The 12952-nt window shown below is 37.5% G+C and carries 14 protein-coding genes; 1 reads left to right on the top strand and 13 read right to left on the bottom strand.

The features are described 5' to 3' along the window. Positions 1–41: 41 nt before the first annotated feature. The 8 genes from AZE41_RS04800 to AZE41_RS04765 all read right to left on the bottom strand — a co-directional run bounded on the left by AZE41_RS04800 (position 42) and on the right by AZE41_RS04765 (position 7287). Entirely contained in the window at positions 42–1052 is a 1011-nt protein-coding gene (locus AZE41_RS04800) for a serine hydrolase domain-containing protein (RefSeq protein ID WP_370569993.1), read from the bottom strand. Between the two features lie 97 nt (positions 1053–1149). Further along, a complete protein-coding gene (locus tag AZE41_RS04795; protein ID WP_067206270.1) occupies positions 1150–1587 on the bottom strand; it encodes a hypothetical protein in 438 nt (145 codons plus the stop codon). Between the two features lie 261 nt (positions 1588–1848). Further along, positions 1849–2229, bottom strand: coding sequence for a hypothetical protein (locus tag AZE41_RS04790; protein WP_067206269.1), 381 nt, complete (start codon positions 2227–2229; stop codon positions 1849–1851). 75 nt (positions 2230–2304) lie between these two features. Beyond that, on the bottom strand, positions 2305–2784 hold the full coding sequence (locus AZE41_RS04785) for a hypothetical protein (protein ID WP_067206267.1): 480 nt from the start codon (positions 2782–2784) through the stop codon (positions 2305–2307). 476 nt (positions 2785–3260) lie between these two features. Further along, a complete protein-coding gene (locus AZE41_RS04780) occupies positions 3261–3602 on the bottom strand; it encodes a hypothetical protein (RefSeq protein ID WP_067206265.1) in 342 nt (113 codons plus the stop codon). Positions 3603–3820: 218 nt separating this feature from the next. Next, entirely contained in the window at positions 3821–5605 is a 1785-nt protein-coding gene (locus tag AZE41_RS22055; protein WP_156475964.1) for an atrophin-1 family protein, read from the bottom strand. A 560-nt stretch (positions 5606–6165) separates the two neighbouring features. Next, positions 6166–6654 carry an NUDIX domain-containing protein gene (locus AZE41_RS04770; RefSeq protein ID WP_067213847.1) on the bottom strand — a complete coding sequence of 163 codons (489 nt, stop codon included), beginning with the start codon at positions 6652–6654 and terminating at the stop codon, positions 6166–6168. A gap of 318 nt (positions 6655–6972) precedes the next feature. After that, a complete protein-coding gene (locus AZE41_RS04765; protein ID WP_067206261.1) occupies positions 6973–7287 on the bottom strand; it encodes a hypothetical protein in 315 nt (104 codons plus the stop codon). A 387-nt stretch (positions 7288–7674) separates the two neighbouring features. On the opposite strand from AZE41_RS04765, the gene AZE41_RS04760 reads away from it, so the two are divergent. Then, complete coding sequence (locus AZE41_RS04760) at positions 7675–7929, top strand: hypothetical protein (RefSeq protein WP_067206259.1); 255 nt, start codon at positions 7675–7677, stop codon at positions 7927–7929. Positions 7930–8393: 464 nt separating this feature from the next. On the opposite strand, the gene AZE41_RS04755 is transcribed toward AZE41_RS04760, so the two are convergent. From AZE41_RS04755 to AZE41_RS04735, 5 genes are all read right to left on the bottom strand, one after another. Continuing rightward, a complete protein-coding gene (locus AZE41_RS04755; RefSeq protein ID WP_067206256.1) occupies positions 8394–8951 on the bottom strand; it encodes an NUDIX hydrolase in 558 nt (185 codons plus the stop codon). 175 nt (positions 8952–9126) lie between these two features. Next, positions 9127–10140: a zinc-dependent alcohol dehydrogenase family protein gene (locus AZE41_RS04750; RefSeq protein ID WP_067213846.1), complete on the bottom strand. Its 1014-nt coding sequence runs from the start codon at positions 10138–10140 to the stop codon at positions 9127–9129. Positions 10141–10299: 159 nt separating this feature from the next. Next, on the bottom strand, positions 10300–10602 hold the full coding sequence (locus AZE41_RS04745; RefSeq protein WP_067213845.1) for an ArsR/SmtB family transcription factor: 303 nt from the start codon (positions 10600–10602) through the stop codon (positions 10300–10302). 549 nt (positions 10603–11151) lie between these two features. Next, positions 11152–11637, bottom strand: a complete 486-nt coding sequence (locus AZE41_RS23015) for a CPBP family intramembrane glutamic endopeptidase (RefSeq protein ID WP_197485369.1) — start codon at positions 11635–11637, stop codon at positions 11152–11154. A gap of 404 nt (positions 11638–12041) precedes the next feature. Then, positions 12042–12851 (bottom strand): MerR family transcriptional regulator, encoded by an 810-nt coding sequence (locus AZE41_RS04735; RefSeq protein ID WP_067206254.1) that lies wholly within the window; start codon positions 12849–12851, stop codon positions 12042–12044. Positions 12852–12952 lie beyond the last annotated feature (101 nt).

The raw sequence follows: 12952 nt of genomic DNA, 5'->3' as shown, positions 1-12952 counted from the left end.
AGCCGACTCTTCACTTAAGCACCTGTTAGTTAAATGAGAAATTATTCAGAAAATATATCAGCTACTAAATTACTAAATTCTCTTAAATAATAGAGATAATTTTTCCCGTCAATTCCTTCATAGTTATATCTTTTGTTATACATCTTTGCAACAACAACATTATATTCAGGTATTACTAATAAAGTTGGACCTGTTACCCCTATTATTTGAAAAGCACCTTTAGGCACTCGGTCTCCAATCTCGCTTTTTAATGACGGAGTTCCTTGAACAAACCAAAACGCACCATTCAATGGGGTTTCTGCATTTTTATATGTAGGGCTTTGAACTTGTGTTGCAATTTCAATTACTTCTTTTGGAACAACTTGTTCTCCATTTATATTTCCTTTTCTTAAATGAAGATTGCCCCAATGTGCAAATTCTCGAGCAGAGACATAAAGGTTAGACTCAGTTCCATCATTTGAATTGCCCAGTTTAGATGTTGCCTCTTCGTTAGGATTAACAATAACTTTAACTAAATTTTCATTTTCTTTTGTTTGCCAAGCTGTTTCCTTATAACCTAAAGGTAAAAAGATTCTTTCGTGTAACAATTCAGAAACACTTTGGTTGTATAGTTGTTTAATTAATTGTGTCATCATTAATACATTAATCCCTCTATACGCCCACCCTTGACCTGGGTCAAACTCTCTATAAACCATTCCATACTCGTCCTCATTTAAACCATGAGAATGCGTAATTAAATTTCTAATGGTTGTTCTACCAAGTAATTCTTTATCAAATTCTTCAAAGTAATTTACTGCATAATCATCAAGACTTTTAATTTTACCTTCATGGATTGCATATGCAACAGCTAGCCCTAAATAACTTTTTCTCGCCGATGCAACATTAAACTGTGAAAATTGCGTTATAGGCAATGAACCTTCTCTATTAGAGTGGCTTCCACTGTAATGCTCTAGTACCATTTCATCATCCTTAAGTATAAGCAATGCCGATGCGGAGCAGTGATTTAGCTCCTTTATATCTTCAACCCATGAGATTAATTTTTGATATCTAATATCCAACTTTGTGTCCTCCTTTCTTTTGTCAAATTCAACAAAAAATAGATTAAACCATGTTAAACGAACCTACCCCGTTAGTTACAATAAGCACCTATTAATTAAGTGTGAATTCTTTTTCAAGAAAAGTAACTACATCTTTCCAATCTACTATTGGTGAATGTTCTTCATATTCAAATGCTCCCAAATTCACATTAGCATCTGGTTCATCTTCATAAAGTGAAAACTCTCTTATTAACGTACCATTTTTTATTACTATAAGTTCTGCATTTAAATCTTCATCATAGTAAGCATAGATAACAGATCTACCATTTGCCAGTTTCGTCCATGCCTGATTCGATAAACCAAAGAATGCTCCTCCTTCAAAGTCCACAAAATATGTCCATCCATCTTCAGTTTCAGAAATGTGTACTGATTTATCAACACAATCCCCGTACTCATCCAACTCAAATTCAATCTCTTCATTCATCCAACTACAATATTTTTTTTTAGCTTCTTCTAAAGATAAATTAATTTTAAAACAACATTCTTTCATTTTTATTCATCAGCCTCACTTCACTTTACAATGCACCTTAACTTTTCATTCTTATTAAACAACCCTACCTGTTAGGCTAACTCCAACGACCATGATGCATCACAGACTGTCGCACCCAATACGAGTAGCGCTTACGGGCGATTAATCCTCCCTTGCTTATTGCACCAGCCTTGCCTATATTCTCTGAAGAATGGGGCTGTTTTTTTTATTTTCATGGGAGTTTAGTAGAATATTTCACAAACTTTTTTCTCCTCCAACTTATCATTTCCTTTTATTTTTAAGCGTTTTTGCAAATACATAACCACTTAATCCTAGTGACGCACTAATCACATAGCATTTATAATTATTCTTTTGTAAGTATTTTTCGAGTTCATTCGTATCATCGTAGCAAATCGGCCAAGCATATAATTTATGGGACTCAAATTGTTCTCTGTTCCCTACGAAAAATGTATTCAAATCTACTTCTTCAATATCAAATAAAATACTTCCCGCCATTACATGATCGAAATAATGTGCTAAGTAATCCTCGAATGTAACTGTTACAATTTCATCTGCCACCGTTTCGATATCTAATAGCAATTCATTTTCAAGAAAATTTACTGAGTACCCAATTAACACACCATCGTGAATAGATATTGTCATTCACTTCCTCCTATATACTGCCGCGTTGTATGAAAAATCAATTAGAATTACCCATGGCAATCCTACGATACTTTACTAAAAAACCTGGATTAAATGCTTTTCTATTTTAAATTTAAATTCTCTAATACTTAAGTTTGTTTCTGCGTCGAGAATACTTATTTCTGTTGTTATCGTATCCCAACTTTCCAAATATGTACGCTTCACAAACCTTTGAAAACCTCTTATTTCAGAGTATTTCTCCATATACTGGGGCTTTTCATGGGATAAATCATTAATACTTTCATCTATCTTCCATTTGCCGAATTGAATATTTATGTCTCGATCAAGTTTATTTTGTGTATCAAAACCAAAAAACATGTCTCCTGTTTCTTCGTTATAATAAATCCCCATTACTTTCAAATAAAACTTAGTATCATTAATCAACAATAGTTGAATTTCTATATTATCCTCTGGATCCCCACCCCATTCCTTCCACTGTTCTTTAGTCCACATGTCCATTTTACTTGTATCAAATGTATTCATAGTGAAATCAACATTAATATATTCTTTTGTCATTTCCTTCACACCCCTTAATTATCTTAATATGGTTAACCCTTTCAATTAACTTGCTGCGTTAGTTGAAGTAGAAGGTAAAGGTTTGTCTCCATGAGATTAAACCTTATACATCTCCAATCCAGATCATCTTAAAATCCGTTCATGGAAATATTTAACTTCATTACTCAATAAGTTATGACACATGCAATAGATAAAAGTCTTCCTATGTAAATGAAAGAGGAAATTTTCGCAAATCTAACATATTTATATTGTGTTTGATTCATAACTTTTTCAAGCAGATCTAGTAGACGCAATGCCCGTTTTAGGAAATATTTAATTTCATTAAGAAAAAGCTGCCCTGTAAAGGCAGCCGATTGTTTAACTAAAGTAACTTGTTAGTTGAAGAAATTATATTTCAAGAAAAATATTCTCAGATCAAAATTATGTCTATCATTTTATTTAGGTGGATTTAGTTGCCACGAAAATCCAAGCTATTTTTATTTAATGTGTAATTCTACCGAAAAGGGGTTTTTGCTGTTTTTGGAAACCTTAATACTTGAGCTGCCCATTTTTTGGATAATCTCGAAAATAACCTGCCCCTTTACATTTGACACGTCTATTCTATAGACTTTTTCTGCATCAGGATCTAGGGTATCTATATGTGCAGGTTGATTATCGACATAAACAGGTAATAATTCCTTTGTCGGTGAATTTTTACTGTATGCATTTATGGTGAATTGACGACTAAGTTCTTGGTTCTTATTTTTAACTTTTACATATAGGTTATCGCTATCTTCCTCCGTAGAAATCATACAGCGTGAGACATTTGTTTTTGTCATGTAGCCTCCTCCGATTCTTTTCTATTCTTTTTTGAGAGAATTAATAGCGTCAAGGATAGCTTTGCGATTACTATATTCACTTTGTAATAACTCATTCATTATATTACTGAATTTAGAAACTAGAGGTTCTATATTGTCTGAATTCTGGTTACCCATTAAGCTTTCCATCATAATAAGATTAGATAGAGTCATAGCCATAAATCCAGCACTATTATCGGTTACGTTGATAACGGTATTGTTTCCATTTGTAAAGGTATTGTTTCCAGCGTTTGCGGTAGCAGTTGAGTCAGCATCACCAGTTGCATCGGAATCGGCGGTTGCATCGGCATCTCCAGTTGCATCGGAATCGGCGGTTGCGTCGGCATCTCCAGTTGCATCAGCGTCTCCAGTTGCATCGGCGTCTCCAGTCGCAGTTGCATCACCAGATGCGGTTGCATCGGCGTCTCCAGTTGCATCAGCATCACCAGTTGCATCGGCGTCACCAGTTGCGTCAGCGTCACCAGTTGCATCGGCATCTCCAGTTGCGTCGGCGTCACCAGTTGCATCGGCATCACCAGTTGCATCGGCGTCACCAGTTGCGTCAGCGTCACCAGTTGCGTCGGCGTCACCAGTTGCATCGGCATCGGCAGTTGCATCGGCATCAGCAGTTGCATCGGCGTCACCAGTTGCATCGGCGTCACCAGTTGCATCGGCATCGGCAGTTGCATCGGCATCTCCAGTTGCGTCGGCATCAGCAGTTGCATCGGCGTCACCAGTTGCATCGGCGTCACCAGTTGCATCGGCGTCACCAGTTGCATCGGAATCGGCGGTTGCATCAGCATCTCCAGTTGCATCGGCGTCACCAGTTGCATCGGCATCGGCAGTTGCGTCAGCATCTCCAGTTGCGTCGGCATCTCCAGTTGCATCGGCATCACCAGTTGCATCGGCATCACCAGTTGCATCGGCGTCACCAGTTGCATCGGCGTCACCAGTTGCATCGGCGTCACCAGTTGCATCGGCGTCACCAGTTGCGTCGGCGTCGCCAGTTGCGTCGGCGTCACCAGTTGCGTCGGCGTCACCAGTTGCATCGGCGTCTCCAGTTGCATCGGCAGTTGCAGTTGCATCGGCGTCACCAGTTGCATCGGCGTCACCAGTTGCATCGGCGTCACCAGTTGCGTCGGCGTCGCCAGTTGCGTCGGCGTCGGCAGTTGCGTCGGCGTCACCAGTTGCGTCGGCATCTCCAGTTGCGTCGGCATCTCCAGTTGCGTCGGCGTCACCAGTTGCATCGGCGTCACCAGTTGCGTCGGCGTCTCCAGTTGCATCGGCGTCTCCAGTTGCATCGGCGTCTCCAGTTGCATCGGCGTCTCCAGTTGCATCGGCATCTCCAGTTGCATCGGCGTCGCCAGTTGCGTCGGCGTCGGCAGTTGCGTCGGCGTCACCAGTTGCGTCGGCATCTCCAGTTGCGTCGGCATCTCCAGTTGCGTCGGCGTCAGCAGTTGCGTCGGCGTCACCAGTTGCGTCGGCGTCACCAGTTGCGTCGGCGTCTCCAGTTGCGTCGGCGTCACCAGTTGCGTCGGCGTCGGCAGTTGCGTCGGCGTCGGCAGTTGCGTCGGCGTCACCAGTTGCGTCGGCGTCACCAGTTGCGTCGGCGTCACCAGTTGCGTCGGCGTCAGCAGTTGCGTCGGCGTCAGCAGTTGCGTCGGCGTCACCGGTTGCGTCGGCATCACCAGTTGCGTCGGCATCAGCAGTTGCATCGGCATCACCAGTTGCATCGGCGTCACCAGTTGCATCGGCATCAGCAGTTGCGTCAGCATCAGCAGTTGCGTCGGCATCAGCTGTTGCGTCGGCATCAGCTGTTGCATCAGCTGTTGCGTCAGCATCAGCTGTTGCGTCGGCATCAGCGGTTGCATCGGCGTCACCAGTTGCATCGGCGTCACCAGTTGCATCGGCATCAGCAGTTGCGTCGGCATCAGCAGTTGCGTCGGCGTCACCAGTTGCGTCGGCATCAGCAGTTGCGTCAGCATCAGCAGTTGCGTCAGCGTCAGTGTTAACTATCCATGGATACCGAGCATCGCATCGTCTGCAAAATTTTTCAAGATTTTCACTTTTGTAATGACAATATTCACATTTCCAATTACTCATTTTTGTACCTCCTTTCTAAATAATGATCAAGTTGAAAAATAATAATCAACCTGTCTGGATAGCATATGTCTTTAAAAATTATTGAACTAGTTAATCTGACTAACTAACTAAATCAAAAATTTATTAGGTAGAGTTATAGTCTCTATTAAGCACAGAACCGCATGAGCAGTTATAGACTCGCTCCGCTAACGCACCCGTTTGCTTAATAAGATGACAGCTCTCTTGTAAGTGAATGCTTTCCGAATGAACCTCTTTCATAATTATCATCCTATTAATTTCTTTTGATTTTCAATAAAATGGCCTGATAATGAAAATCCAGGCCCTTCTTTCTTCCATTAAAAAAACTCCCTTTTACGGGAGATCCTTTATGTTGAACTATTGAAAATAAGACTTCAGTAGTTAAAAAAAACAAGTTTCTGTATAACTAGTTAGGATAAAAAAATTAAAAATCAACGGTCTCTTTGATAGTTGACCATTGAATTTTGGGATTAAATTCATTGCTAGTCATCATCGTTCCAACAAATATATCATCGGTATTAGTTATGTTATTCAAATAGTGTTCAATAGTTGAACTGATAACTTTTGAGGTGTATAAACCTGATAATTCATTCTTAGGAACCCAAAATAATTCCCCTTCGTCTGAAGGAATAAAGTTCATATGCTTTGTTTCTCCAAAGTAGACATATTGCTGACGTATTTCCCCGCTATTCTTCTCAAGCAGTATGTATTCAAGCCTGAAATTTTTGATGTCATCCTTTTTAAATCCTGTCTCTTCTTCAATTTCCCTGTAACTTGCCGTCATTGGAGAATTAAGTTCATCGGATTTCATATGACCTCCAATTCCACCCCAAAATTCAAAATTAAAGATTTTACTTTTTTTCTTTTTCATCATTAGTACACTTCCTTGATGAATTAAGAATGCAGTAGCCATTTGTCGGACTTCCAATAATACCATCCTCTCTAATTCTACAATTATTTTTTAAACTAAAAGAGCATTATACGATCAAAAATCCTACTACATATAATGGCCCTTCAATGGAATAACATTATTATTACTTAACAGGTACCTGATCTACAGGTAAAACCGAAATCCCTTCTATATAGAGATAGGAAATTCCGGTCCACCTTTTTCATAAAAAATTTGATCATTTCAATAAGCCCTCTTCAACTGAACTACCCCTTTAGTCTTCCCCGCCACTTCGATAAGACCGGTAATTCAGACTTTTATAATACTGAGTTCCCAGGTTATTCATTTTAAATGATGATTTTTCTTATCCAAAATGCCATGTACTACAACTAACACAAGAATTGTTATGATTAAAATTTTGTATATCAACCGTTGATCTAAATAAAAATAAGCTATTAAAGACAAAATGCCTAAACAAATTGCCAAAATCTCTAACTTCTTTGGCTTACTCAGCAGACTCCCTAACAGAGCAAGAGTTGAACCACTTATCATAAGTATAGGAAGGTAGTTTGCATACGTATCTTCTAAGTCAAAAAACGGTCCTAAAGCAATAAGAATAAAACCTAACCATTGAAGCACTTTTCCTAATTTGTTCATCCTTGAGAACCCCCGGTCATTTGACACTTTTCTTCAACTAACCGCCATACATGTAGCGCAAAATCAGCGCTACACCACAGAAGTTGAAAATATGTGCAGAACTGTTATTGGATACTACGGCTTGCGAAGAAGGTCGATGAACTATGGTGCCATAGAACCCTATCCGTTAGTTATACTCCAACGACCACTGTGGCATCACAGACTGTCGCACCCAATACGGGCAGTATTTCCGGAAAATAAATCCTATTATAGTTAATGTACCAGCCTTGCCAATATTGAACAAATTTTGTAAAAAATTCGATTTAATTACGTAGACAAGACGAACTTTGACAATTCAATAATCGGGCTATTTGATTTAGTATTCGGTATTCAGGAGGGGTAAGATAGATGAACTCAATCTATTCTAAATCGTTGTTTGTAAACCTGCTTTTACTATGGCTTACAGCTTGCAATGAAATAACGGAAATAGAAAAAGAATATATGGATGCGGAACCAGCTACGAAACTATTAAGAGACTACTTGACAGATCACCGCGCTGAACTAGTAGAGGAAAGAGTAATTGTAACAGCGTATGGTCCTGATGAACTTAATAATGTTCTCGAAGTAAATCTCATAAAATTGAACAGGAAGAAGGAGAAATAATTTAAAAAGATATTGCATCAGGAAGTAAGACGGAAACTGGAACAGGGAGGATACCTCATAAGGCAAGAAACATTTACAACAAATTAGAACAAACGAATGTATGATCTTCCAGAGATGAAAAATTATTGGAAATGTATAACTTGTTAAGCTATCAGGCGCAATTGTGGCACAACATAGCTATAAAATGAGCAACCTTCATTTTAATGCCTCACCTCACGCATTTTAACGCCCCCCCAATCTAACTTAAGTTAATTCTAAAATGCGTTAAGTTAGATTCAAATGAGCACCGAAAAAAATGGATGACTAAAAAACAGCTTCATCCCCTATGTAGCAAGAGCTGAGGCTGTCTTTATGAATCTAACATAGTTCTATTGTGTTAGATTCGCAAGTTTTTTTGAATACACTTATACCGATGTTTTATTTCAATAAATCGTTCGGAATCCGAATCCTTCCTATAATTAGTGTTATACATTAAAAAACGTGTAGCCATTAAATTCTGTTTTTGGTAAGGGGTTCAATTTTAATCCAATCGTTTGATGATCAAAAGCGATTCGTACCAGTCCACGAGTCATATCAGCAACATTCATTGATTCCATTTCCTCCAATGAGAAAAAGCCTGCACCATCTACTTCAACTTCATCTGGTTGTGGCTGCCCTTCTAAATATTCCATCAAAAATCCAATATAAATATTATGTACTCGACCTGGATAATCCCCCAACATTACGATCGATTTCACTTTTGTAGTTACACCTGTTTCTTCTAATACTTCACGTATGACACTTTGTTCAATAAGTTCTGTTTGACCAATATAACCACCGGGGTTTGTCCATTTCCCTTTCCCAGGATTATCTTTACGGCGAACGAGTAACATTTTTTCCTCTTTTATGACTAAAGCTCCAACACTTACACTGTAATTTCCCCAATGAATAAATGAACAGCTTGAACATGCTTTATACTCTTCATCATTAATGACACGTATTTCTAACACTTCTCCACAGTTCGAGCAATAATTCATTCCCATATAAAAACCTCCATATAATTCGTCATAACTATTTTTTTCAGATAAATAACAAAAGCCCGAGGATACTATGCTCCAAGGACTTTTATATTTATTTAGCGTTGTTACTTTTTAATTGAAATAAATTAAGATAAATAGTCGGGCTATAAACCAATATAAAGTTTGAATATATGCTTCCTCATTCAGATACTTTGATTACGATTTTACCGAATGCTCCACGACCCAGATGCTCATAGGCTTGGATTGCATCAGAAAAGGGATAAACTGTGTCAATCACGGGTTTAATGTTCAGTTCATTAAATTCTTTGTTCATTTCATCGAAAGCTTTCCGATGCCCCACAAAGATACCTTGTATACGCGCTTGTTTGGACAACAATGAAAACAAATTTACTTCTGCCATCATACTCTTCAGGAACCCAATGACATAGATATTTCCTTGTTGTGCAAGAGCATCAATGGAACGGTTAATACTATCTCCACCAACAACTTCTAAAATATGCTGAGCTCCCTTACCATCCGTGAGCTTTAATACTTCTTTTTCCCAATCCGGTGTTTTCACATAGTTTATAACTTCTTTTGCTCCTAGAGCCCTTACTCGTTCGCCCTTTTCGTCACTGCTAGTTGTGACAATAACTCTTGCCCCTAGTGCAGAAGCGATTTGAATCGCATAGATTGATACTCCCCCCGTACCAAGAATAAGTACTGTATCGCCGGCTTTTATTTTTCCATATTCAACTAAAGAAAACCAAACTGTTAAGGCTGCAATCGGAAGTGTAGACGCTTCTTCATCTGTCATATTAGAAGGTGTCATTACCGCTGCGTCTTCGTCTAGGAGCATATATTCCGCAAGACCACCATCATTAGGTCCACCCACTGCAGTTGGGCCATAGTCCTCGGTTGGTGCTCCATCAGTCCATTTTGTGTAAAGATGGGAAACCACCCGGTCACCTTCATTAAATTTTGTTACCTCTGAACCCACACCGATTACAACTCCAGCTGCATCCGATACGGGTGTGAAAGGTTTACTCATTAAGTCTGGTAAATAATCACCATCCATAATTGATTTATCCCGGAAATTGAGGGATACAGCCTTCACACGTACCAACAGTTGTTTAGGACCTGGTTTCGGAATATCCACATCTACTAATTTTAAGTTTTCCAATCCTACGCCTTGCTTTTTCCATGCTTTCATATTCATCTTTTCCTCTTTCCTTAAATATATATTTGCAATAAGAATATTATTTATAACCACTTATTAGTCTAAACGACTCGCAACACAGAAATACATATCCCGAATTGTCGATGTGTAAGTGATAACAATAACCAAATTCATAACGGAATTTGGTTATTGTTATAGTTCTGTTTGAATGAATATACCAAGGTTTCTTATGGCTTCCTCATCCCTTTTGTAATAAGTCCATTTACCTAACCTTGTGGCCTCAATTAAACCCGCTTTTTGTAAGGTTGACAAGTATTGGGAAGCAGTAGATTGAGTCATGTTTAACTTATTTGTTATTTGACTAACGCAAACACCAACTTCAACTAAATCAATCCCATCCTGTGGTTCAAAATGATCCGAAGGATCTTTAAGCCATTCTAGGATTTGCAGCCGAGCATCATTTGAAAGTGATTTAAAAATATTTATCTTATCCATGTTCACATTATACATCGACAAAAACCAATTTGTCAATTTAATAAACATTAATATCTCTATAGGTTGAAATCTATCTCCCCCCAAAACCGTTCCTGACCTTTTATCGGTCTATTTATGACACCTCCAATAATTTAAAAAGTCCCCCTTTCTTAATAAAAGAGACTATTTTCAAATCGATATAAGCTAGGTAAAAGAAGTACGATAAAAACAGCAGACAGTTTAGAATTAGCAAAAGAACTACAAGTAGCAGTTAAGGCTGGTGAAGAAGAACTATTAATGTTTAATGGTCAAACTTTTAATTACCCAAATGAAAAAGGTGACCATTTAATTGAGGTAAATCTTACTGCTGATTTTGGAACGGCTAAATATGTTGGAAATATTTTAGTGAAGTAATATTAAATACTTTAGAAAAAACTACTATGTAGAGGCAGTCCCTTCTTCAACTAAAGCCCCTGTTAGTTGAAGAAGGTCTACATAAAAAAACTTACTTTACTTTTAGTGTACTATTTTTTCGATTCAAACTTTGCAAAAACCAGATGCTCCATTTAATTACCTCAATAAGCACTTTTTATAATTAACTAAAACTAAAACTATAGCCACTATTAAATATATTACAGAGGAAACTGTAAGAGTATTAAGTACGTTTCCAACTTGAATGAGCAAAAAATAATTGAAAAGTTGGTGAATCACAATAGGAATAATGAGATTATGATTCAAGTTATAAAATGCAGTTATGATGATTGATACAGCAACAATGCCACACAAGAAACAAATGATATATTGCACCAATTGTAATCCTGAGTATCCTGACATAAGCCATAACGGTGTATGCCAGAAGCCCCAAGCCAATCCAACGATAATGGCTGATTTTAATGGACTGAATCTTTTTTGCAAATCATTTAATACAAATCCCCTCCACCCTAATTCTTCCCCGAGTGGTCCAAGAATTAAATTGTAGCCAAATAAGATAAGAAGTGAAGTCCATGAAGCAGTAAATTGTTCATATACGGGCACATTCCATACTTTGTTTGTCATTAATAAACTACCAATTAAAAGCAAAAATTGAATAAGAACGACACACAATACAGTCGATATTCTGATTCTTTCCCTAAATTGGCTTTTTATAAAGTTCCATAGGTTCCATTGGGGATAGATTTTACGGAACATTGTTACGAAGACAAATGTAGACGTCCATGATGATAGCACGATTAATATATCTACTACGGGCTGAGACTTTAAAAAAAACATCGTCAGCCCTATGACAAGAAGAAATACAAAGAACATGACATAGGTCCATATAATATACTTTTTTACCATTCCACTCAAACCAAACACCCTCCTATATATATAAATAACCAATAGAACAGTTTGCACTTGTTCCATTGGTTATAAAGATAAACTATGGTGTTACCCCCAGGTCAATATCAATAAAAAGTATTTTACTCTTCTTCAACAGGAACATATATTTCTAAGAAGGCTCGTTCTTTGTTATCAAGATATGTAATAAGACGAGTATTAACAAAAGCAACCCCTTTTGGTTTAAGTCCTTGTTCGTTTCCCCATTCCACAGTGGATTCAAAAACTTTATATTTAATATCACTATTTCCATTTTGATACCTGCCATCCTCAACAATTGTATAGATGCATTTAGAATATTGTAAATAACATCCGATATTTTCCTTATGTATCGTTTCATGCTTTTCAACAATATACATCTTGGAATCTAGAAACCCGTTTTCATCAAAAGTAAATTCCCTCATGATTTTGCTAAGAATATCATCCTTCATCATATCCATATTTTGCAATAAAGCAGGATACTCCAGAAAGGAATAAAAGTCAGAAAACTCATCAATTACTTCATAGGTTGGGAATTTCCTTATGGAGTATTGGTTTAAGTGTTCTTTTAATTCCTCACAGAATACTTTTGTTTCTTTTATTTTTTGAAGCATGAATTTTTTATTTCGTATGGTTTCTTCTAATTGTTCGGCTTTTACTTCTAATAAAGTTTCCAGTTCTTCTATTGCTCTTCCTTCTTGTAGTTTTCTAACTTCTTTCATCGATAAGTTTCTCTTTATATAAAAATCCGCTACCAATAATGTATATATATCATAATCATTATACTGTCGATAATTATTTGATTCATCATGGTTTGGTTTTACAATTCCTTGTTTCTCGTAATACCTAAGTGCATCTCTTGATACACCTAGAATTTCAAATAATTGACTTGTTCTATAAGTATTCCTTTCCATTTCATATTGACCTCCTAAAAATATAATATTCATTGAGTAATTTTAAATAATTACTATACAATCACGGACCTTATTAATATGATCGAATATTTATTCTCAAT

Source organism: Sporosarcina psychrophila, assembly GCF_001590685.1.
In the GTDB taxonomy this organism is placed as follows: Bacteria; Bacillota; Bacilli; order Bacillales_A; family Planococcaceae; genus Sporosarcina; species Sporosarcina psychrophila.
The sequence above is the reverse complement of the archived record's forward strand: the minus strand, read 5'-3'. Positions and strand labels throughout refer to the sequence as shown.